This window comes from Acuticoccus kalidii (genome assembly GCF_021556395.1).
Lineage (GTDB): Bacteria > Pseudomonadota > Alphaproteobacteria > Rhizobiales > Amorphaceae > Acuticoccus > Acuticoccus kalidii.
In genome coordinates this window covers 189754-210430 of sequence record NZ_JAKGCS010000010.1, presented here as the reverse complement: position 1 = coordinate 210430, position 20677 = coordinate 189754, and the positions used below count along the sequence as shown (strand labels likewise).

Genomic DNA, 20677 nt, shown 5'->3' with positions numbered 1-20677 from the left:
CGACCCCGTGGCGCCCGACCCTCGCCGTTTTCCTCTTCCTTTATTCCGCCGCCGGAGAGGACATCGTGCGCTCTCCGTCGTCGTTTGTAAGGAGTGTGGTCATGCGTGCTACCGCTACCAGAACCTGGTCGACGATCCGTTTCATTGTCCCGACCCTCGCCGTCGCCGCGATCGTAACCGCCGTTCCCGATGCCGCTCACGCCTATGTCGGGCCGGGCGCCGGACTCACCGCGATCGGCACCGTCGTCGCCCTGATGGCCGCGATCTTCTTCGCCGTCGTCGGCTTCGTCTGGTACCCGGTCAAGCGGCTCATGAAGCGCCGGGCGGCCGAGCAACATCCCCCCGAGACACCCGAGGTGGGGCCGCGCTGATCTGTGGTCATCGTCATTGCCCTCGGGCTGGGCATCGTCGCCTTCATATTCGCGCTGAGGATGCTCAAGGCCGAGGAGGTCGGCTCCGGGTTGGTGCTTACCGCCCGCGAGGCCGGCGCCGTCATGTCCTCCCCGGAGCTCGGCGACACCGAGAAGGAGCAACTCATCCGCCGCGCCGCCGGCCGGCTCTTTCTCGGCTTCTTCCGCATCGGCGCGATCGGCGCCATTTCGATCGGTGCGGCGATCCTCATCGTCTGGCTGGGGACGCTCGTCGGGCTCTATACCGCGAGCGAGGCGGTGGCGCTCGGCAGCAACTGGATCTTCCTTCTCGTCTCCTCCGTCGCGGCCGTCGCGCTCTGGCTCGTGGTGCGCCGTCGCGCTCCGCCCGCTGAGGCCGCGGCCGACGAGGCGCAGGCGCTTCCCTATGGAACGCTCGACCGGGCGCTCCACCGCATCGCCTTCGCGGCGCCGGGCCTTCAAAAGGCGCTCGCCGACGTCGAGACCTCGCGCTTTTCCGATCGGATCGACATCGAGACGGCGCAACGCCCGGTCTTCGTCACTTCGCTCGCACGGGCGGGAACGACGATCCTCCTCGAAACGCTGGCGGCGCAGCGCGAATTCGCCTCCGCCACCTATCGGCACATGCCCTTCACCCTCGCCCCGCTCCTCTGGAGCGACCTCACGAAGTCGTTCCAGAAGGATGACGGCCTCGCCGAGCGGGCGCACGGGGATGGGCTGACGATCGGGTTCGACAGCCCGGAGGCGTTCGAGGAGATGGTGTGGATGGCCTTCTGGAAGGGCCACTATCGGCGCGACCGGATCACGGCATGGTCGGCCGAGGAGCGGCAGGAGGCGTTCGAGGCGTTCTTCCGCCGCCACCGGGCGAAGATCGTCGCCTCGCAACCGGGCGCGACCCGCTATCTGTCGAAGAACAACACCAATATCGCGCGCCTCGGCCTCCTGGAGGAGATCGCGCCGGATGCCTCGATCGTGATCCCCGTGCGCGATCCCCTCGCCCACGCCGCTTCGCTCCTGCGCCAGCATCGCCGCTTCACCGAGCTGCACGCCCGCGAGCCCTTCGGACGGCGATATATGGAGGGGATTGGCCACTTCGAGTTCGGCGCCGCGCTGCGCCCCATCGTTTTCGAGGGCGACCCGCCTCCGCGCGAGGAGGCCGACCATCTCGACCATTGGCTCCGCTATTGGGCCGACACCTACGAGAATGTCCTCGCGACGGCCGGCGATCGCGCGATCTTCGTCGACCATGACGCGCTATCGGCAGAGCCGGCGCGCCACCTCCTCGCCCTGGCCGACGCTTTGGCGCTGCAGGAGCCCGAGGACTTGGTCGGATCCGCCTCCCGCTTCCGTCCATCCCGTCCGGCCGACCCGCCCGAGGCGGCTGCGGCCGACCGCGTGGAGCGGACGCGCGAACTCCACGCACGCCTCAGCGCACGCTGCCTCACCCCGTGAGCACGCGGCGGGTCCGGTCCCCCGGATCCGCCCGGACCCACCTGTCATCGTTTCCAGATGTCTGAAGGTAAAATGTCAGAAAAACTGCCTATCATCGGATTCGTCGTCTCGATCGCGGTGCTCGCAACCGGCTACGGGGTCGTCGCCGGACGGAACGACTGGTTCCCCAACCCCCAGGTGTCGTTGGCGACCGATACGGTGCGCGATCTCGGAAAATACTGGAAGAACGATATCGGCCTCGAGCCGACGCGCCATCTCGTCCCGGCGCGCGTTCCGGGCGAGGCCGACCGCTTCGTCGTCCCCCGCCCCGATGAGGTGACGCCCGGCTACACGCTGATCGCCGGCCTTTCGCGCGACCAGGACCAGTCGCCCTTCGTCGTCACGATGTATGATACGAGCGGCGCGGAAGTGCACCGCTGGCCGATCGACTATGCGAAGGCCGATCCTGAGGGGCTCAATCCGCTCAACACCATGCTGCACGGCATGGAGGTTCTGGAAGACGGCTCGCTCGTCCTCTCCTTCGATGCCGGCGACAGGCTCGTCCGCTTCGACGCGTGCGGCAACGTCGTGTGGGCGACACCCGGCCCGTTCCACCACATCATCGGCCGCGACGTTCCGAACGGGCTGATCGGCTGGCGCGATCTCGAAATCGTCCATGTCGATATCGAGACCGGAGAGGCCACCAAGATCGTCGACATCGAAAACGACATGATGAACGCCGGGATCGGTCAGCAGGGCATTCTCGGCGTCCGCACCCATATCCAAGGCGACACCGCGCCGCTGAAATATGAGAACGATGCGTTCCACGCGAACGACGTTGAGCCGTTGCGCCCGGAAATGGCCGACGCTTTCCCCCAATTCGCCGTCGGTGATCTTCTGATCTCGTTGCGCGAGCTCAACCTCGTCGCGGTCGTCGACCGAGAGAGCGGCGAATTCAAATGGTGGCAGAGCGGCCCCTGGCTCAAACAGCACGACCCGGACTTCGAGCCGGACGGAACGATCACGGTGTTCGACAACAACACCGGCACCAACCAGTCGCGCATTCTGCGGATCGACCCGAAGACGCGTGTGACGGAGGTTCTCTTCGCGGGGAACGACGAGATTCCGTTCTACACCGCCGAGCGCGGCAAGCATCAGCTTCTGCCGTCGGGCAATATCCTGATCACGGAGCCGCAGCACGGGCGCGTGTTCGAGGTGAACGGGCGGGGCGAACTCGTCTGGGAGCGCGATTCGGGGTGGGACGAGAACCGCAATCTCATCGTCACCGAAGCGCGCCACCTGCCGCTCGATTTCTTCGACACCACCATTCCCCAATGCGCCACTACGGCGGCCACCAAGGAGCCGGGACGCGCAGCGGAGATCGAAACGGCGGCGCTGGCCCCCCGGTCCGCCGCTCAAATGGTGCGGCTCCGCCGTGACGGCGCGTCTTTCTCCGAATCGCCCTGACCGGAGAGGCGCGCCGTTGCCTCTCCCCGTGACGCGATCGTCGGTCGGATTTGCGGGCGTCGCCCCGTCATCCGGCCATCCCAATCCTCGCCGGCGCTGGCGGGGATTGGGGAGGAGATCGCCCCTCGCCCCGCCTTCACCGCGAGGCCGGTCGTCCGCCTCGCTTAATGCGCCCGCCGTCGCCGGCGCATGGTCTCGGCGACCGACAGTGCCCCTTCCACGTCGAGCGTCGTCCAGCGGCCGGCCTCGAACAGGGTCCGACCGGCGGCGATGACACGGGTGACCGAGCGCCCGCGCTCGGCAAAGACGAGCTGCTCGGCGAGATCGTTCGCCGGGGCGAGCGCCATTCCGTCGGCCCTATAGAAAACGGGGTCGGCCCATGCGCCGACCGACAGCGTCCCCGCCATTCCCGTTTCCAAGAGCGCCGCGGCGCCTCCCGCCGTCGCCATCGCCAGCGCGTCGCGCGCCGTCGGCCATCGCGGGCGGGCGAGCGCACCGCTCGCCCGTTGCAGCAGCAGCGCGAGGGCCATCGTCTCATGAATGTCGAGCGTGTCGTTGGTGGCCGCGCCGTCGGTGCCGAGAGCGACGGTGCAACCGGCCTCCAGCATGGCGGCGAGCGGCATCAGCCCGACGCCGAGCTTGGCGTTGCTGTGCGGATTGTGGACGACGACGGCCCCGGCCTCCGCCATCCGCGCAATGTCCGCCTCGTCGCACCAGACGCAATGGGCAAAGCTCGTCCGCGCCGACAGCGCACCGAGGCGGGCAAGCCGCTCCACCGGGGTAATGCCGCGGGTCGCAAGGCATGTCTCGCGCTGAACGCGCGTTTCCAGAAGGTGGGCGTGGAAGCCGGTATCGTAACGCTCGGCAAGCGCGTGGGCGCCGGCGAGAAGCGCGTCGCCGCACCGTTCCGAGTTCGACGGGGCGGGATAGACCTTGAGCCCCACCTCCGGCCGGTGCCAGCGCTGGATCGCCTCCTCGCTGCGTGCGAGAAGCACGTCCGCCGGCTCCGCCTTCAACGGATTGTCCGCGGGGCCGTATCCGCCATCGCCGATATCGTCATAGGCGCCATCGAAGATCCGCAGCGCCACCGCAACCCGCATCCCGCTGCGCCGCCACACCTCGACGATGGGGGCCACCCCCTCGAGCGTGGCGTTCTGTTCCGGCACATGGTCGACGACGCCGGTGATGCCGTGGCGCAGCATGTCCGCAGCGGCAAGGGTCGTGACGGCGGCGATCTCCTCCGCCGAGCGGCCGACCGTGTCGGCCTGATTGGTCCACATGAAGGCCGGGTGGTCCATCCGGTCGGTGGTGCCGCGCGTCGCCGCCAGCGTCGAATGGGTGTGGGCGTTGACGAGACCGGGGGCGACGATCTCCCCCGTCGCGTCGAGCACCGCCTCGCCGGCCTTCGGCGTGAGCGGCGTCGCACTCACCGCGGCGAGGCGGCCGGCTTCGAGCCGGATCCACACCGGGACCGCGCGCCCCTCCCCGTCGATCCGGCAGGCGCCGTCGATCCGCACATCGTTCATGCCGTGCCCCTCACGGATAGAGAAGGTTCGGCAGCGCGAGGCTCAGCCACGGCACGAACGTGATGACGATGAGCCCGAGGAGCAGCACCCCGAGGCTCGGCAACACCGCGCGCGCCACGGCGAGCAGCGGCATCCCCGCGATATGACACGCCACGAAGAGATTGAGCCCCACAGGCGGCGTCAGCATCCCGATCTCGACATTGATGAGCGTGATGATGCCGAAATGGACGGGATCGATCCCGACATCGCGCGCGACCGGCTCGAGGAGCGGGGCGAGGACGATGACCGCCGACGCGCCGTCGAGGAAACAACCGGCGACGAGCAGGATGAGGTTCAGCATCAGGACGATGATCACCGGCTGATCGCTCGCCGAGAGCATCGTCTGGGCGAGCTCACGCGGGATGGCGTTGCTCGCGAGGAGCCACGAGAGCGCCGAGGCGCCGGCCGTGATGAGGAGCAATGTCGAGGAGATCAGCCCCGCATTGACGAGGATGTCGCGCATTTCGCGAAGGCCGATCTGGCGATAGACGACGATGCCCACGAACGCGCCATAGACGCACGCGACGGCGGCCGATTCGGTCGGCGTAAAGACGCCGCTATAGATGCCGCCGAGCAAGATCACCGGCAAAAAGAGCCCCCACGCTGCCCCGCGAAAGGCGCGTGCGATCGCCCGCGCCGACGGCCGCTGCGACAGCGTCATCCCCGACCGTTTCGCATGGACGAAGCAATAGATCCCGAGCAGTCCCGCGAGGAACAGCCCCGGCAGGATCCCGGCGGCGAAGAGCCGGCCGATCGAGGTGCCCGTCACCGCGCCATAGATGATGAGCGTGATCGACGGAGGAATGACGAGGCCGAGGGAGCCCGCCGTGGTCACGAGGCCGACGCTGAAGGCCTTGCCGTACCCCGCATTGATCATCACCGGAATGAGGATCGTGCCGATCGCGGCGAGCGTCGCCGGCGAGGAGCCGGAGATCGAGGCGAAGAAGACGCAGGCGAGCACCGCCGCGAACGCGAGCCCCCCCGAAAACCATCCGACCAACGCCTCGGCGAGCGCCACGAGCCGCTCGGCGAGACCGCCGATGCGCATCAGCTCGGCGGCGAGGATGAAAAGCGGGATCGACAGGAGAGTGAAATTGTCGATCCCCGCAAACATGCGCTGCGCCACGACCGACAAGGGCACGGACGAGGTCGCCGAGAGGATCGAAAAGGTCGTCAGCGCGAGGGCTGCGAAGATGGGCATCCCCACCAGCAGCGTCAGCGCGAGGACCGCGAGAATGTTGAGGCTCATGTCCCACCCGTCCACAGCACCTCGTCATGGACGGGGCTTTCCTCGACCGGCAGGAACGTGCGCAGCATCGCTTCCACGAGACGCATGAGGAAGACGAGCGCACCGAGCGGCAGGCAGAGATAGACGATCCACATCGGCATCCGCATCGCCGATGAGACCTGGCCGAACCCCTTCACGGTGAGGACATGCTCGGTCCCCGCGACGAGGAGGAAAACGGCGAAGACCATCGCCCCGACATGGCCGAGCCGGATCGCCCAGATCGACATGGACGCCGGCAGGATCCCGACGAGGAGGCCCATGACGATGTGCGCGCCCCGCGCGATCCCCATGCCGGCGCCGAGAAAGCTCATCCAGACGATCGTGTAGCGGACGAGCTCCTCCGCCCACGACAGCGAATCGTTGAACACATAGCGCAGAACCACCTGCACCATGATCACGACCACCACGGTCGCCATCGCCGCCACCATGATGGTGGCCTCAACGCGGCTCATCCAGCGGTCGAAATTATCGAGAAAAATCTGCATCGTCGGACGGTGGGGCCAGGCGCGCGCCCGGCCCCGGCCCCATCATTTCATCGCGTCTTCGGTCGCCTTGTAGGTGCGATCGAGAAGGTCCTGGCCGATATCGGCGGCATAGTCGGCATGAACCGCTTTGGACGCCTCGACGAAGGCGGTGAGATCCTCAGGCGACAGCTCGTAAACCTCGAGCCCCACCTCGCCCATTTTGCCCTTCAGCTCGTCGTCGAGCGAGGCGTTGAGCTCGCGCTCATAATCGCGCGCCTCCTCGAACGCCGCCTGCACGGCGCTCTGCAGCTCTTCGGGCATCGCGTCCCACTTCGCCTTGTTCATGACGAAGGCGTAGCCGAGATAGGCGTGGTTGGAGACGGTGAGGTACTTCTGGACCTCGTAGAACTTCATCTTGTCGATGGAGACGAAGGCGTTTTCCTGGCCTTCGGCGACACCCTGTTGCAGCGCGTTATAGACCTCGGAAAAGGCGATCGGAATCGGGTTCGCGCCCCAGGTCTCGTACTGCTGGACGATCAGCGGGCTCGACATCGTGCGCACCTTGATGCCAGCGAGATCCTCCGGCGTGCGGATCGGGCGGACATTGTTGGTGAGCTGCTTGAAACCGCTTTCCCAATAGCCGAGCCCGTGCATCCCCTGCTGGTCGAGCGTTCCGAGGAGCTCGTCGCCGATCGGCCCGTCGAGCACGGCGTAGGCGGCGGCGGGCGACGGGAAGATGAACGGCAGGTCGAACAGCTGCATCCGCGGCTCGAACTGGCCGAGCTTGGCGGTGGGCGGAATGCCGATATCAACCGCCCCGACCTGGATCTGCTCGACGATCTCGGTGTCGTTGCCGAGTTCACCGGCCGGGAAGATGTTGACGGCGACGCGGCCGTCGGTCTTCTCCGCGACCAATTCGGCAAAGCGCTCGGCCGCCATATGGGCGGGCTGATCGGTCGTCAGGATGTGGGCGAATTTAAGCGTGTAATCTTGGGCGTGGGCCAACCCGCCGCTCAGCATCATGAGCGATGCGGCTGCAAAAAGAGTCCGGGAGTTCAACGTTGTATCTCCAGCTCGAAAGGCGATCTGATGTTGCCTCCGAGCAGCAAGGCGCATGCCATCCGCCAGCGCTGATGCACAGACCACGCGCGCAGGCGCCGAGACCGCAGACGGCGCGCACCGGACACACCCACCATGCTCAACGGACAGGCATTCGGTGACGAAAGGATTGCCTCTTCTTCCAACAACTCGTAATCTTTGCCTTTCAATTTAAGATCTATGTTTTTTGCTTAAATATATTGTTCGGAGCGTCTTGCTTCATGGAATCCGAGTCCGACGCCGCCCAGAATTTGATTGCGGCAATATACGGTTCCGTCGCCGGCTCGTCTTCGCGCGAGGCGGCGATGAAGGCGCTGACGCGGGCGATGGATTGCGAGCGCATCACGCTGCTGTCGATCGGACCCGACGGGACGGTTCGGCAGGATTCCTATCCGTTCGACCCGCAAGGCGTGATCGACTACGCGGAGCATTATGCCGACAAGGACGTGCGGATCGGCCGGGCGCTCGCCTCCGCCCGGTCCGGCCCGATGTCGACGCAAGACCTCATGAGCGCCGAGGAGATCGCGCGCTGTCCGGTCCACAACGAATACTACAGGCACCATCCCGAATGCTGGAACATGCTGATGGTGCGGACGGACATCGGCGGCGGTCCCTTCGCGCCCGTCTTCCACCGGAGCGCGCGATACGGGATGTTTTCACCGCAGGAGCGGCGGCGCGCGACCGCGATCGCGGGCCACCTCGCGCGGGCCGACCAGATCGGACGGCAGGTCCCGGCGACGGCGATCGCGTCGGATGGCATCGTCGCCGCGCTCGACGGATTGCCCGACGGACTGATCGTCTTCGACCGGACCGGACAGGTCCAGCACATGAACGCCGCCGCTCGCCGCCTCGTCGAGGACGCCGACGGGATCACGCTCCACAACAAGGTGCCCGTCGCAACGCACCCCGCGGCGCGCCCGCTTTTGTCCCGCATCATCGTCGACGTTTTATTGCTGGCGGCGGGCGCGGCGTTCGAGACGCCGGCGAGTATCCCGTTACCGCGCCCGTCCGGCGGTCGTCCGCTTTGCGCGACGGCCTATCTCGCGCCCCCGCGCGAAGGCTATCCGCGGTTCGGCATCCTCTCGCTTTCGGTGGCGGGAGATTGGCGGCTTCCGGCGCTCGACATCGTGCGCGCCGCCGGCGACTTCACGCCGGCCGAGGCGCGCCTCGCCCACGCCCTCATCGCCGGGAGGAGCCTGCGCGAACACGCCGACGCGAACGGCCTCTCGGAGCACACCGTGCGAGCGCATATGAAGCGGATCCGGGAAAAACTCGGCGTCTCGCGCCAGGCGGAGGCGGTCTCGGAGATTATCCGGCGCTGCCACTGTTAGGCTGCACGCACGGCAGGAACACGCGACGAGAATGCCGGAGCGCGCTTGCGTGGAGATGGTGGCTTTTGTGGTGACGGCTTGGCTGGGGGACGAGGATTCGAACCTCGACTAACGGAGTCAGAGTCCGCTGTTCTACCGTTAAACTATCCCCCAAGAACCGGTCCGCTTGGTTGCCGTCGTGCGGCTCGATCTGCAAATAACTCAATTACTTGCGGATCACACTGTCGCGGCGGTCCGTGTGAGGTCGCGTATTTGGCAGGCCGAGAGGCGAACGTCAAGGGGGCGCGGCGATCTCGAACCGATTTGCGCCGGTCCCTGTGAATAGTTGGCGCTGGTTCGGCGAAGTCGCCCCCTCTCCCGCCGGAATCACCCTGACGGCTCCCCTGTGCGACCAACGGCCGCTGCCACGATGCAAGCGCGGTTTGCCAGGAAAACGCCACGGCGCGCGTAGCATTTCGTCACATGGCGTCCCGGTCGCGGGCCGTTGCTACGGGTCGAGACAAATTAGGGTTGCTGGCTCACCGCCCGGAGCTGATGAACTGTCATGCTCGTGGCATCAATCAGCCTTCTCATAGATCAGATGCCCTGCATGAGCGTCGATGCGCGATGGACGATGGACGTCGATCCCGCTTTTCAAGAGGTTTGATGGCCATGGCAGTTTCGCCGAACATTATATTCACCGACGTTTATCCGAACGACTCGCGCAGCGAGGCCGAATTCCTGGCCGTGTTCTCCGCCCCGGCGAACGCGCTTCATCATATGGAAATCGTCGGTACGGTCGACGGACAGGACGAACTCGGCGGCGATCCCGTCGACTGGTTCTCGGTCGAGCTCAAGGACAGCGCCTTTTCCACGGTCTATCTGACCGCCTCGATCGTCCACGGCGGATGGGCGAACTATCTGAATGGCAATCCGTTTTATTCGATCAACGTCTCGGTGACGACGGACGGCGCTCTCGGCTCCCATACCATCGAGACGAGCTATTCGGTGGGCCCCGACCCGGCGGTCATCGGCAATCTTGCCGATCTCTTCGCCCCGCACCTCGTGGGCGGCCTCGGCAACGGCACCATCGAGGAATACGGAATCTACGCCGATCTTCTGAATTTCTATCAGGGCAACCCGACCCAGCAGGCCGCGTATGCCAAGATCGCGGATCTTGAGCGGCGCATCGAAGCGGTAAACTCCAGCGTCAAGGACGTGTTCTTCGAGGCCTTGGGAATTGTCTCGCTCAGCATCGGCGATGCCTACATTCCAAAGGCGATCACCAACGGCGTGCGCGTTTCCCCGCGCGATGAGCTCTTTCCCGCGGAACTGACCCTCGAAGGCCCCGTCACCGACGGCACCGGCTACATCAAGGTCACCGGCACGTTCATGATCGGCGCCTTCGGCGAAACGGAAATCGATTTCGCGCCAGCCCCCTACCGGATCGATGTCGGCCTCGTACCGGCCTCGGGCGCGGGCGGCGAGGATGTGATCGCCGGCGACGAGAGCGACAACGTCCTGCGCGGCACCCGTTTCGATGATCGGATCGAAGGCTATCGAGGGAACGATCGCCTGTTCGGCTTCGCCGGCGACGACACCCTCCTCGGTGGCCCCGGCAATGACCGCCTCATGGGGGGGCCCGGCAACGACAATCTCTCTGGCGGGCCGGGTGACGACATTCTCTTCGGACACAACGGCCACGACCGTCTCGCGGGCGACGCTGGAGACGATCGCCTCTTCGGCGGAAACGGCAACGACCGCTTGATCGGCGGCAGCGGCGACGATCGGCTCGTCGGCGGCAACGGGCGCGATATCCTGGTCGGCGGGCCCGGCAACGACATTCTTTCTGGCAACAACGGCAACGACCGCTTGAGCGGCGGCGCGGGGAACGACCGTCTTTTCGGCGGCCCCGGTGACGATCGCCTTATCGGCGGAGCTGGCCGCGATATCCTGGATGGCGGCCCCGGCAACGATGTGATGTTCGGCGGACGCGGCCCCGATGTCTTCGTGTTCCGGGTCGGTCATGACACAATTCTGGACTTCTCGCGCGGCGATCGGATCGATCTCACGGGCGTCGGGTCTCTCAACTCCCTCCGCGACATCCGCCTCGCCTCGAGCGCGGAGGATGACGGATTGTTGATCAAGGCCGGCGGCAACAGCCTCCTGCTGGTCGATATCGAGCTGCAAGATCTGCGCGACGCTGATTTCCTGTTCTAGGCGCCATGCCGGCGTGCGGCGCGCCCCGATGGCGGGCGCGCCGGCTTTAGGAGCTGGGGCTCACCGAGGCCGTGCCGGGCCGCTCCCGGTCGAGGCCGTGCGCCTCGAGTTCGCCGAGATAGGTTTGCCAGAGGGTGTCGCGCCCCTCGCCGAGTTCGCGCAGATAGTCGAACGTGTAGAGCCCGCTATCGTGTCCATCGCTGAAGACGATGCGCACCGCATAGCGACCGACCGGCCGCACATCCTCGATGGTGACGCCCTGCTTGCCGCCGATCACATTGCGCGCGCCGTGCCCCTTGCGTTCGGCCGACGGCGTTTGCACTCTCAGGAATTCGGCCGTCAGCGTCTGGGCCTCGCCTTCGTCGTAGCGCACCGTGAGTTCGGTGCGGGCGGCGTTGACGCGCAGCTCGGTGGGCCATGGGGGAAGGCTTTGCATTGTGATGGCCTAACCTTAAAACGACGGGATGCAAACTGGCGGTGGCCTTCCTTATATCAACGGCAGAGCGAGCAACGAGAGCAATATGACCGCACCGCTGCAGGACACGTTCGGCCGCACGATCCGTTATCTCAGGATCTCGGTCACCGACCGATGCGACTTTCGCTGTGTGTACTGCATGGCCGAACACATGTCGTTCCTTCCCAAGCGTGACCTCCTCACCCTCGAAGAGCTCGACCGTGTCGCCTCCGCTTTCGTCGACCGTGGTGTGCGCAAATTGCGGATCACCGGGGGCGAGCCGCTCGTCCGCCGCAATGTGATGAGCCTCTTTGAGGGCCTGTCCCGGCACCTCGAGGCCGGAACGCTCGACGAGCTGACGCTGACCACCAACGGCTCGCAGCTCGGCAAATACGCCCAGGCCCTTGCCGATTGCGGCGTGAAGCGGGTCAACGTCTCCCTCGACACGCTGGACGCCGACACCTTCAAGCGGATCACACGCTGGGGCGACCTTGCCCGTGTGATGGAGGGGATCGAGGCGGCGCAGAAAGCCGGCCTCAAGGTCAAGATCAACATGGTCGCCCTCAAGGACGCGAACCAGCACGAGATCCTGCCGATGCTGCGCTTCTGCCACGCCAACGGGCACGAGCTGACCTTGATCGAAACGATGCCACTCGGTGAGATCGAAGCCGACCGCACCGATCAGTATCTTCCGCTCTCCACTGTGCGGCGCAATCTCGAAGAGAGCCTCACCCTCACCGATCTGCCCGATTCGACCGGCGGCCCTGCCCGCTATGTCCGCATCGAGGAGACCGGCGGCCGGCTCGGCTTCATCACCCCGCTGACGCACAATTTCTGCGAAAGCTGCAACCGTGTGCGCCTCACCTGCACCGGAACGCTCTATCTCTGTCTCGGCCAGGACCATGCCGTCGACCTGCGCGAGCCGCTGCGCCAATCGGAAGGCAACGAGGCGCTCAATCGGGCGATCGATTATGGCATGGTGATCAAGCCGAAAGGGCACGACTTCGTCATCGAGCGGCGACAGGCGAGCCCGGCCGTCTCCCGCCATATGTCGACGACGGGCGGCTGACACGCGATCGGCCACTCCATCCGGCGCAGCTTAAAGGCATTGTTTTTTGGCCGCTAGGCATCGACTATGAGCGGTCCGCGCGCAACCGATAATTCATAAGGCGGCAATTTCGACGACCTCATGTTGAACATGACGGCGCCAAATATGCGTCTTTTGATTGTGCACGCGGGTCGTTTTCGTTTATGATCCAATTGCCCTGATGCAAATGAATGGATTTGGGCGGCTTCTTTTAATGGTGCGTGGTGACGCACATGGAGGGCGAAGGCCGGCGCGTGTCGAACCGTTTCATTCCCTCCTGTCAGATGTGTTGAGAAGGCATCGCCATGCGGATGCGTTCGCCACGGGACGGCGGTGCGGACACCGCACGGAGCGAAATGCTCACCAAGCCGCTCGTGCTGCCTGACCAGCCCATTCCACCCGTGCTGAGCCCTTCGGTCGCCCCGCTTCCGCTCCTGATCCTCGTCTCGATGATCCAGCCGACGGCGATGAACATGTATCTGCCCGCGATGGCGCAGATGCGCGACGATCTCGCCACCTCGGCCTCCGCCATCCAGCTCACATTGTCGGTTTTCCTCGCTGCGACCGCCGTCGGCCAGCTCGCGGTCGGCCCGGTGAGCGACATCTACGGCCGCCGGCCCATCCTGCTCGGCGGCATGGCCGTCTTTCTGCTCGGCAGCATCATCTGTATCCTCGCGCCGACTGTCGACATTCTGATCCTCGGCCGCGTCATCCAGGCGGTCGGAAGCTGCGCCGGGCTCGCCCTCTCGCGCGCCATTATTCGCGACGTGCACGGCACCAACGCCTCCGCCTCCCTGATCGGCTATGTCACGATGGGCATGGCGATCGCCCCGATGGTGACGCCCGCTTTTGGCGGCCTCATCGCCGAGTTCGCCTCCTGGCGCTACATCTTCGGCGTGATGACCGCCTTCGGCCTCCTCGCCCTCATCATGGCGATGCTGCGCCTCGGGGAGACGCATTTTCCGACCTCCCGCAAAGGCGCCTTCCGCCGGTGGGCGGGCGAGCTGCGCGAGCTTCTCGGTCTCCCGAACTTTTGGCTTTTTGCGACGACGCTCGCCTTTTTATGCGTTTCGTTCTTCGCATTCGTGGCCGGCGGGATCTTCGTCTCGAGCGCCGTTTTCAATCTTAGCGCGACCGAGTACGGGCTTTATTTCATCTTCGTCCTCTCCGGCTACGTGTTCGGAACCTTCGTGACCGGACGCTTCGGGGAGCGGATCGGCCTCGTCCGCATGATCGTGATCGGCAACATGATCGCCCTCGTCGGCGTCGCCTCCGCGTTGACGCTCGCCGGGGTGGGAAATCTTCACCCGCTGTCCCTTTTTGCGCCGATGCTGATCGTCGGCATCGGCAACGGTTTCGCGCTGCCGAATGCGGTCGCGGGTGCGGTGAGTGTGCGGCCGCATCTCGCCGGCACCGCGTCGGGGCTCGCCGGCGCCTTTCAGATCGGCAGCGGGGCGATCGCGAGCATCACCGTCGGCCTGTTGTCCGATGCGGGGATCTGGGCGGACGTGCGCTGGCCGATGCTCGTGCCGATGATCGTCGGGGCGAGCCTGTCGCTCGTCCTCAGTCTCTTCTTGCGCCGGCACATGATCGCCTGACGCCGCGGCCGTTTACTCGAAGACGATCGCGGGAAAGGGCCGTGCCTCGCCGGTCTCGAGCACCGAAAGGAGGTTCGCCGCGATGTCGGCATAGGCGCCGGCCACCTTCTCCGACCCGAGCGCCACCGGACGGCCGGCGTCGGAGGCCTCCCGGATCGCCATCGTCAACGGGATGCGGCCGAGAAAGGGAACGCCGCGCGCAGCCGCTTCCCGCTCGCCGCCCCCTTCGCCGAAAATCGCGGTTTCGGTGCCGCAGCACGGACAGATGAACGTCGCCATATTCTCAACGACGCCGAGGATGGGCACATTGACGGCGGCGAACATCTGCGCCGCCTTGCGCACGTCGATGAGCGACAAATCCTGCGGCGTGGTCACGATCACCGCACCGGCGAGCGGCGTCTGTTGAGCGAGAGAGATCTGGATGTCACCTGTGCCGGGCGGCATATCGATGAGGAGACAGTCGAGCTCGCCCCAGCGCGTGTCCCGCATCAGTTGGGTGAGCGCGCCGGTCGCCATCGGGCCGCGCCAGACGACGGCCTTGTCGGGATCCACGAGGAAGCCGATCGACATCACCTTGATGCCGTGCGCCTCGATCGGGAGAAGACCGCCGTCTTCGCTCGTCGGCTTGCGGTCGCCCGCGCCGACAAGGGTCGGGACGGAGGGCCCGTAAATGTCCGCATCGAGAAGACCGACGCGCAGGCCCCGCGCGGCGAGCGAGACCGCGAGATTGATCGTGACGGTCGACTTGCCGACCCCGCCTTTGCCGGAGCCGACCGCGATAATCTGGGCGATGCCGGGAACGGCACCCGTCGGCGCCGGTGCGGCGGAACGCGGCTGCGGTCCTCGGGCCGTGGACTGGGCTTGCGCGGGGCGGACGACTAAGGGATCAGCGGGCGGCGCCGTGCCGCGGCCTTCCTTTCCCCCCAAACGCCCGGCGAGACGTCGCGCGCGGCCGACGAGGCCGCCGCTCTCCTCCGCCTCGCGCGGCGCCTGTTCGGCCGGGGCGGCATCCGTCTCGCTGACGATTGCGGCGAGAACGTCGTCGATCCCCTCCATCGCCCTGACGGCCGCCTCCGCGGCGCGGCGCGCCGGTTCGAGCCGCTCGCGCTCGCCGTCCTTCGCGGCAATCGCGAACCCCACCCGCCCGTTCATGATGACGAGGGAGCGGATCCGGCCCGCCTCGACAAGGTTGCCGCCATTGGGGTCGGCCACCGTCGCAAGGACTGCCATCACACTCTCGTTCGTCGCCATCTCAACGCTCTTTCCATCGTCCCGCGCGGCCCAAGGCGCGCTTCCAACGTACAGCTAACCTATGGCACCCAATTCGACATTTGCACCAGGCCCGACCGACGGCGCCGTCTTCGTCGGTGGAGAGGGCGCGCGCATCGGCGGCGATAAGGCTCTGCGCATGCTCGGCGGGAGGCCGCTTCTCGCCTGGGTCATCCTGGCGCTCGCGCCCCAGGTCGCCCGGCTCGGGATCGTCGCCCGCACGACGGAGGATGCCGCATCCATCATCGCGGCGGTCATGCCGGCTTTGCCCGGCCGCATCGGCGCGCGGCTCGAGCCGTGGGCCGATCGTCCGGGGCTCGAAGGGCCCGTCGCCGCCCTCTTCGGGGCCGCCGATCGCTGCATGGCGCCCTATTTGTTGACGAGCGCCACCGACACGCCCTTCCTCCCGGCGGACGTGCGGGCCCGCCTCGCGCGCGCGTTGTCGAGCCAGGGCGCCGCGATCGCGACGATCACGCGGCCGACGCCCACGATCGCCCTCTGCCAACGCGCCCGGCTCGTCACCCTTTCGCCGCGTAAGAGCCTCGCCGGAACCCTCGCCCCGCTGTCGCCGGGTCAGTCGCTCCTGTCGGCCGTCGAGGGTTTCAACGTGAACACACGCGACGACCTTTGCGAGGCCGAGCGCCTCCTCGCCACCAATGAGGCGTTGACGATGCTGAACAAAGCCCGATGATGCGCCCGCCTTCACGCGTCATCATGTAACACTTCGAGCTTCGCCCATGTCCGCCTCCACGCCCGCATCGACCGGCCCGTGAACCATCCGATCGAGCGGCTCTCCTTCCTCGCATCGCCAACGGTCGAGGCCCGCGCCGCAGCCACCGAACTCGTCGATCGCTACGGCTCCTATTCGCCCGACGAGGCCGATGTCATCATCGCGCTCGGCGGTGACGGGATGATGCTGTCCGTCCTTCACCGCTATATGTCGACCGGCAAGCCGATCTTCGGCATGAACCGCGGTTCGGTCGGCTTCCTGATGAACGACTTCTCTGTCGACGGGCTCAAGGAGCGCCTCGCGGCGGCCGATGTCACGCGCATCCGCCCGCTGAAGATGCGGGCGATCGACGTCTATGGCGAGGCCTACGAGGCGCGGGCGATCAACGAGGTGTCGCTGCTGCGCCAGACCCATCAGGCGGCGAAGCTGTCGATCGTGATCGACGGGCGGCCGCGCCTGCCGGAGCTGATTTGCGACGGCGTGCTCGTCGCCACCCCCGCCGGCTCGACCGCCTACAATCTGTCGGCCCACGGGCCGATCCTGCCGATCAACGCGCAACTCCTCGCGCTGACGCCGATCTCCGCCTTCCGCCCCCGTCGCTGGCGCGGGGCGCTCTTGCCGGCGCACGTTACGGTGACGATCGAGAGCCTCGAGCGCGACAAGCGCCCGATCGCCGCCGCGGCCGATCATGTGGAGATCCGCCGCGTCGCCCGCGTCGACATCTGCGAGGATCGCGAGGCCTCGTGCGTGATCATGTTCGATCCGGACCACTCCTGGGACGAGCGGATCCTCGCCGAGCAATTCACCTACTGACCGTCTCCCGGTCCGGCGCGCCCGCGGGATTCTGGGCGACGAGCAGATAGTTGATCTCGAAGCTATTGGGGCCGCTCCGGCCGAGAAAGACCGTTCGGGCGTACCAGTTGAAGCCGGAGCGCATGACCCGCTTCGCCCGGTCGGCCATGGTCGCCTTGAGGCCGATCGGCGTCGCCGTCGGCGCGCGCAGCGCCATGATCCGCAACTGCGCCTGGCGCATCACCTCCCTGATCTTCCCGCTGCCGATGGCATGGACGTGGGTGGGGTCGCTGTTCTGGATCGGGAGGGAGAACGGGCTGTCCCCGTTCGGGAACCGTGCCACCAGATAACCGTCGGCTTTCAGTTTCCGTTTGATCGTCTTGCACAGCCCGACGAGCTGGTAATATTCGATATGCTCGAAGACATCGAATGCGACGATGACGTCAAGCACATGGTTCTCGATGCTGTCGAGATCGTCGACCACGTCGAAGCCGCGCCGGACGGCTCGCGCCTTCAAGCTGTCCTGAATCTCGCTTCCGCTGACGGCGTATCCCTGATCACGGGCCCAGGCGAGAAAAGACCCATTGCCGAAGCCGATTTCAAAAACGCGGACAGTGGTCGGTTGCTTTGAAGCGAGCAGAGACGCCACTTCATGCCCATAGAACAAAGCTTCTCTTTGATCATATTTTGCAAAATTGCCCTCCTCCCACCCCTTCCATTGCGTATATTCGCTATAACTCATGGCAAAAACCCCAAGTTATTGTGAGACCGCAATCGTAATAATTTTAGAGAATGCGGACTCTGCGACCAATCGACAAGGCCCGCCGTCGACGCCCGCCGGCGTTCGGTCGATGCCTCTCCCCTCTGGCCCTCGACCGCGCGATGTCGGATGGATGACGGACGCGTGGGCAACACGCGCCGCCACGTGCCAGGAAGCCGCAAAGGAGAGCGTCGATGGCCGGACTTTATTATGAGGATTTCGAGGTCGGCGCGGTCTACCGCCACGCCCTGTCCCGCACGGTGACGGAGGCCGACAACATGCTCTTCTCGAACATGACGCTGAACCCGCAGCCGCTCCACATCGACCGCCATTTTTGCGAGCGGCACACCGAATGGGGCCAGCCGATCGTCAACTCGCTGTTCACCCTCGGCCTCCTCGTCGGCATCACGGTGAACGACCTCACGCTCGGCACGACGATCGCCAATCTCGGCATGAAGGAGACGCGCTTTCCCCACCCGCTCTTTCACGGCGACACGGTCTACGCCTCGACGAAGGTGGTCTCGAAGCGGGTGTCCCGGTCGCGCGGCGATGTCGGGCTCGTGGAGCTCGAGCACACGGCCGTCAACCAGGACGACGTGGTCGTCGCGGTGACGTTGCGCACGGCGATGATGAAGAAGCGCAATCCGGCGGTGACCGCCTGATGCGCTCGCTCCTGTTCGTTCCGGGCGATTCGGAGCGCAAGCTTGCCAAGGGTTTCGAGGCGGGCGCCGATCGCCTGATCCTCGACCTTGAGGATTCCGTCGCGCCCGAGCGCAAGGCGGCGGCCCGCACCCTCACGGCCGATGCGGTGCGCTCCGCCCCCGTCCCGGTCGCCGTCCGCGTCAACGCCCTGTCGAGCGGCCTCATCGAGGATGACCTCGCCGCGATCATGCCGGCAGGCCCGGCGATGATCGTCTTGCCGAAGTCGGACACCGGCGCCGATGTCCAGCACCTGTCCGCCCTCCTCACGGTCCTCGAAGCCGAGAACGGGCTCGCCGACGGCGGCACAGAGATCCTCGCCATCGCGACGGAGACGGCCGCCTCGCTGTTCGGCCTCGGCACCTATCGCGGATCGAGCGCGCGGCTCGCCGCGATGGCCTGGGGCGCGGAAGACCTCTCCTCCGCCCTCGGCGCGACGCGCACGCGTGAGGCGGACGGGACATTGACCGACCCCTACCGGCTGGCGCGCACGCTCTGCCTCGCGGGAGCGGTCGCGGCGGGCGCGGCGCCGATCGACACGGTCTATACGGATTTTCGCGACGAGGCCGGCTTGATCGCGACGGCGAAGGCGGCAGCGGCCGACGGTTTTCTCGGCAAGCTCGCGATCCATCCGGCGCAGGTCGGCCCCATCAACGCCGCCTTCACGCCGAGCCCGGAGGCGATCGCCCATGCGCAGCGCGTGGTGGATGCCTTCGCGGCGGCGCCGGGCGCCGGGGTCGTCGGCCTCGACGGGGCAATGCTCGACCGGCCCCACCTCGTCCTCGCCGAGCAGCTCCTTGCGCGTGCGGCGGCCGTCCGGCCGCCATCGGCGTGATCACCGTCCGCTCCGGTCTTCGCCGGAGCGGACGATCGTCTTATCGCGGGTAGGTGTCCGCGACGGCGGGGATCGCCATCATCCGATCCGCAAAAGCGGTGAGGCGCGGATAGCGCCCATCGATGAGATCCTTCGCCGTGAGCTCGGCCATGTGCCAGCAGCAGATCACCGCGACGTCGCGGCCATCGGGCTGCTCGCCGCCGAAAAAGCCGTCCGGCACCAGCGCCTCGAGCGCTTCGAGACCGCCGGCGATCTGCCCGCGCGTGCGCTCCTGGAACTCCGGCCAGTGATATTCCGCCGGCCGGCGCAGTCCCTCATAGACGTTGGTGACGAGCTTTTCGGTCGTCTGGTGGGCGAGTGCGATGAGCTGGAGCGCATCGCGTCGCGCAACACCGGAGGCCGGAATGAGCCGCTTTCCCTCGGGCGCCGTCTCGTCGAGCCATTCGCAGATCGCCGCGGTCTCGATCAACGGCGTGCCGTCATCGAGCACCAGGATCGGGACGCGAAGACCCGGATTATAACGGCAAATCTCGGCCGCATTCTCCGGCTCACGCGCGCCGAGCTCGCGGCGCTCGATGGTCCGCCCCTGCAACGCGCACGTGATCGCGACGCGCCGCGTATAGGGCGAATGGTTGCGGCCGATGAGGAGCATCAGCCGGCGATCTCGCTCTGGCTGAACCAGAAGGCGATCTCTTCGGCGGCGGTCTCCGGCGCGTCGGAGCCGTGCACGGCATTCTCGCCGATCGACTGGGCGAAGTCGGCGCGGATCGTGCCCGGCGCGGCTTCGGCGGGGTTGGTCGCGCCCATCACTTCGCGGTTCTTCGCGATCGCATTCTCACCTTCGAGAACCTGAACGACGGTCGGGCCGGACGACATGAACTCGGTCAGCTCCGCGTAGAAGGGGCGCGCAGCGTGGACGGCATAGAAGGCCTCGGCCTGCGCCTTCGACATCATGACGCGCTTGGACGCGACGACGCGAAGGCCCGCGCTCTCGAGACGGTCGGTGATCTTGCCGGTGAGATTGCGCGCCGTGGCATCGGGCTTGATCATCGAGAAGGTGCGTTCGATCGCCATGTTTTCGTCCTTTGTGGCCGCTTTTGCGGCATCGGTGTGGATCGCAGCGCCTCGGCGCCGCGATGCAGCGTGTGAATGATGGGCCGCGATGCGGCGTGCGCCACGCTATAGGCTGGCGCTCGCCCCGCCTGCAACAGGGGAAACACA

Annotated in this window: 20 protein-coding genes and 1 tRNA gene; 11 read left to right on the top strand and 10 right to left on the bottom strand. The window is 66.3% G+C overall.

The window, feature by feature from the left end:
- Nucleotides 1-101 precede the first annotated feature (101 nt).
- The 3 genes from L1787_RS07015 (at nt 102) to L1787_RS07005 (ending at nt 3287) form a co-directional block, all read left to right on the top strand.
- Nucleotides 102-371: a hypothetical protein gene (locus L1787_RS07015; protein WP_235707975.1), complete on the top strand. Its 270-nt coding sequence runs from the start codon at nt 102-104 to the stop codon at nt 369-371.
- 3 nt (nt 372-374) lie between these two features.
- Nucleotides 375-1841, top strand: coding sequence for a sulfotransferase (locus L1787_RS07010; protein ID WP_235707974.1), 1467 nt, complete (start codon nt 375-377; stop codon nt 1839-1841).
- Between the two features lie 72 nt (nt 1842-1913).
- Nucleotides 1914-3287, top strand: coding sequence for an arylsulfotransferase family protein (locus L1787_RS07005; protein ID WP_235707973.1), 1374 nt, complete (start codon nt 1914-1916; stop codon nt 3285-3287).
- Between the two features lie 164 nt (nt 3288-3451).
- On the opposite strand, the gene L1787_RS07000 is transcribed toward L1787_RS07005, so the two are convergent.
- The 4 genes from L1787_RS07000 to L1787_RS06985 form a co-directional block, all read right to left on the bottom strand.
- Nucleotides 3452-4813: an amidohydrolase family protein gene (locus L1787_RS07000; RefSeq protein WP_235707972.1), complete on the bottom strand. Its 1362-nt coding sequence runs from the start codon at nt 4811-4813 to the stop codon at nt 3452-3454.
- 10 nt (nt 4814-4823) lie between these two features.
- Nucleotides 4824-6101: a TRAP transporter large permease gene (locus tag L1787_RS06995; protein ID WP_235707971.1), complete on the bottom strand. Its 1278-nt coding sequence runs from the start codon at nt 6099-6101 to the stop codon at nt 4824-4826.
- Nucleotides 6098-6592: a TRAP transporter small permease gene (locus tag L1787_RS06990; protein WP_235707970.1), complete on the bottom strand. Its 495-nt coding sequence runs from the start codon at nt 6590-6592 to the stop codon at nt 6098-6100. The genes L1787_RS06995 and L1787_RS06990 overlap by 4 nt, the downstream gene beginning before the upstream one ends.
- 75 nt (nt 6593-6667) lie before the next feature.
- Nucleotides 6668-7609 carry a TRAP transporter substrate-binding protein gene (locus L1787_RS06985; protein WP_235707969.1) on the bottom strand — a complete coding sequence of 314 codons (942 nt, stop codon included), beginning with the start codon at nt 7607-7609 and terminating at the stop codon, nt 6668-6670.
- Nucleotides 7610-7923: 314 nt separating this feature from the next.
- Here L1787_RS06985 and L1787_RS06980 point away from each other — a divergent pair, with 314 nt between their 5' ends.
- Nucleotides 7924-9033 carry a helix-turn-helix transcriptional regulator gene (locus L1787_RS06980; protein ID WP_235707968.1) on the top strand — a complete coding sequence of 370 codons (1110 nt, stop codon included), beginning with the start codon at nt 7924-7926 and terminating at the stop codon, nt 9031-9033.
- Nucleotides 9034-9112: 79 nt separating this feature from the next.
- Here L1787_RS06980 and L1787_RS06975 read toward each other — a convergent pair.
- A tRNA-Gln gene (locus tag L1787_RS06975) sits at nt 9113-9186 on the bottom strand.
- Nucleotides 9187-9678: 492 nt separating this feature from the next.
- On the opposite strand from L1787_RS06975, the gene L1787_RS06970 reads away from it, so the two are divergent.
- Nucleotides 9679-11232 carry a calcium-binding protein gene (locus L1787_RS06970; protein WP_235707967.1) on the top strand — a complete coding sequence of 518 codons (1554 nt, stop codon included), beginning with the start codon at nt 9679-9681 and terminating at the stop codon, nt 11230-11232.
- A gap of 46 nt (nt 11233-11278) precedes the next feature.
- On the opposite strand, the gene L1787_RS06965 is transcribed toward L1787_RS06970, so the two are convergent.
- The gene (locus L1787_RS06965) at nt 11279-11668 is read right to left on the bottom strand and encodes a gamma-butyrobetaine hydroxylase family protein (protein ID WP_235707966.1); all 390 of its coding nucleotides are present in this window, start codon (nt 11666-11668) and stop codon (nt 11279-11281) included.
- 85 nt (nt 11669-11753) lie between these two features.
- Here L1787_RS06965 and moaA point away from each other — a divergent pair, with 85 nt between their 5' ends.
- Together moaA and L1787_RS06955 are read left to right on the top strand one after the other, a co-directional pair.
- On the top strand, nt 11754-12755 hold the full coding sequence (gene moaA / locus L1787_RS06960; RefSeq protein WP_235707965.1) for a GTP 3',8-cyclase MoaA: 1002 nt from the start codon (nt 11754-11756) through the stop codon (nt 12753-12755).
- Nucleotides 12756-13129: 374 nt separating this feature from the next.
- The gene (locus L1787_RS06955) at nt 13130-14371 is read left to right on the top strand and encodes a multidrug effflux MFS transporter (protein ID WP_235707964.1); all 1242 of its coding nucleotides are present in this window, start codon (nt 13130-13132) and stop codon (nt 14369-14371) included.
- 12 nt (nt 14372-14383) lie between these two features.
- Here L1787_RS06955 and L1787_RS06950 read toward each other — a convergent pair whose 3' ends face one another.
- The gene (locus L1787_RS06950; RefSeq protein WP_235707963.1) at nt 14384-15601 is read right to left on the bottom strand and encodes an Mrp/NBP35 family ATP-binding protein; all 1218 of its coding nucleotides are present in this window, start codon (nt 15599-15601) and stop codon (nt 14384-14386) included.
- Nucleotides 15602-15683: 82 nt separating this feature from the next.
- Between L1787_RS06950 and mobA the strand changes: the two genes are divergently transcribed.
- Nucleotides 15684-16331, top strand: coding sequence for a molybdenum cofactor guanylyltransferase (gene mobA / locus L1787_RS06945; RefSeq protein ID WP_255720307.1), 648 nt, complete (start codon nt 15684-15686; stop codon nt 16329-16331).
- A gap of 78 nt (nt 16332-16409) precedes the next feature.
- Nucleotides 16410-17183, top strand: a complete 774-nt coding sequence (locus L1787_RS06940; protein ID WP_235707961.1) for an NAD kinase — start codon at nt 16410-16412, stop codon at nt 17181-17183.
- On the opposite strand, the gene L1787_RS06935 is transcribed toward L1787_RS06940, so the two are convergent.
- Nucleotides 17173-17904 (bottom strand): class I SAM-dependent methyltransferase, encoded by a 732-nt coding sequence (locus tag L1787_RS06935; RefSeq protein WP_235707960.1) that lies wholly within the window; start codon nt 17902-17904, stop codon nt 17173-17175. The genes L1787_RS06940 and L1787_RS06935 overlap by 11 nt on opposite strands.
- A 212-nt stretch (nt 17905-18116) precedes the next feature.
- On the opposite strand from L1787_RS06935, the gene L1787_RS06930 reads away from it, so the two are divergent.
- Together L1787_RS06930 and L1787_RS06925 are read left to right on the top strand one after the other, a co-directional pair.
- Nucleotides 18117-18584: a MaoC family dehydratase gene (locus tag L1787_RS06930; RefSeq protein ID WP_235707959.1), complete on the top strand. Its 468-nt coding sequence runs from the start codon at nt 18117-18119 to the stop codon at nt 18582-18584.
- Nucleotides 18584-19456 carry an HpcH/HpaI aldolase/citrate lyase family protein gene (locus L1787_RS06925; RefSeq protein ID WP_235707958.1) on the top strand — a complete coding sequence of 291 codons (873 nt, stop codon included), beginning with the start codon at nt 18584-18586 and terminating at the stop codon, nt 19454-19456. The genes L1787_RS06930 and L1787_RS06925 overlap by 1 nt, the downstream gene beginning before the upstream one ends.
- A gap of 40 nt (nt 19457-19496) precedes the next feature.
- On the opposite strand, the gene L1787_RS06920 is transcribed toward L1787_RS06925, so the two are convergent.
- A complete protein-coding gene (locus L1787_RS06920) occupies nt 19497-20108 on the bottom strand; it encodes a glutathione S-transferase family protein (protein WP_235707957.1) in 612 nt (203 codons plus the stop codon).
- A complete protein-coding gene (gene ndk, locus L1787_RS06915) occupies nt 20108-20530 on the bottom strand; it encodes a nucleoside-diphosphate kinase (protein WP_235707956.1) in 423 nt (140 codons plus the stop codon). The genes L1787_RS06920 and ndk overlap by 1 nt, the downstream gene beginning before the upstream one ends.
- Nucleotides 20531-20677 lie beyond the last annotated feature (147 nt).

What these genes read in the sequence shown, in the direction of transcription:
- L1787_RS06990 (WP_235707970.1), bottom strand. Translation starts at nt 6,592, where the DNA reads ATGAGCCGCGTTGAGGCCACCATCATGGTGGCGGCGATGGCGACCGTG.
- L1787_RS06950 (WP_235707963.1), bottom strand. Translation starts at nt 15,601, where the DNA reads ATGGCAGTCCTTGCGACGGTGGCCGACCCCAATGGCGGCAACCTTGTC.
- ndk (WP_235707956.1), bottom strand. Translation starts at nt 20,530, where the DNA reads ATGGCGATCGAACGCACCTTCTCGATGATCAAGCCCGATGCCACGGCG.
- L1787_RS06995 (WP_235707971.1), bottom strand. Translation starts at nt 6,101, where the DNA reads ATGAGCCTCAACATTCTCGCGGTCCTCGCGCTGACGCTGCTGGTGGGG.
- L1787_RS07000 (WP_235707972.1), bottom strand. Translation starts at nt 4,813, where the DNA reads ATGAACGATGTGCGGATCGACGGCGCCTGCCGGATCGACGGGGAGGGG.
- moaA (WP_235707965.1), top strand. Translation starts at nt 11,754, where the DNA reads ATGACCGCACCGCTGCAGGACACGTTCGGCCGCACGATCCGTTATCTC.
- L1787_RS06920 (WP_235707957.1), bottom strand. Translation starts at nt 20,108, where the DNA reads ATGCTCCTCATCGGCCGCAACCATTCGCCCTATACGCGGCGCGTCGCG.
- L1787_RS07015 (WP_235707975.1), top strand. Translation starts at nt 102, where the DNA reads ATGCGTGCTACCGCTACCAGAACCTGGTCGACGATCCGTTTCATTGTC.
- L1787_RS06930 (WP_235707959.1), top strand. Translation starts at nt 18,117, where the DNA reads ATGGCCGGACTTTATTATGAGGATTTCGAGGTCGGCGCGGTCTACCGC.
- L1787_RS06980 (WP_235707968.1), top strand. Translation starts at nt 7,924, where the DNA reads ATGGAATCCGAGTCCGACGCCGCCCAGAATTTGATTGCGGCAATATAC.
- mobA (WP_255720307.1), top strand. Translation starts at nt 15,684, where the DNA reads ATGGCACCCAATTCGACATTTGCACCAGGCCCGACCGACGGCGCCGTC.
- L1787_RS07005 (WP_235707973.1), top strand. Translation starts at nt 1,914, where the DNA reads ATGTCAGAAAAACTGCCTATCATCGGATTCGTCGTCTCGATCGCGGTG.
- L1787_RS06970 (WP_235707967.1), top strand. Translation starts at nt 9,679, where the DNA reads ATGGCCATGGCAGTTTCGCCGAACATTATATTCACCGACGTTTATCCG.
- L1787_RS06965 (WP_235707966.1), bottom strand. Translation starts at nt 11,668, where the DNA reads ATGCAAAGCCTTCCCCCATGGCCCACCGAGCTGCGCGTCAACGCCGCC.
- L1787_RS06935 (WP_235707960.1), bottom strand. Translation starts at nt 17,904, where the DNA reads ATGAGTTATAGCGAATATACGCAATGGAAGGGGTGGGAGGAGGGCAAT.
- L1787_RS06925 (WP_235707958.1), top strand. Translation starts at nt 18,584, where the DNA reads ATGCGCTCGCTCCTGTTCGTTCCGGGCGATTCGGAGCGCAAGCTTGCC.
- L1787_RS06955 (WP_235707964.1), top strand. Translation starts at nt 13,130, where the DNA reads ATGCTCACCAAGCCGCTCGTGCTGCCTGACCAGCCCATTCCACCCGTG.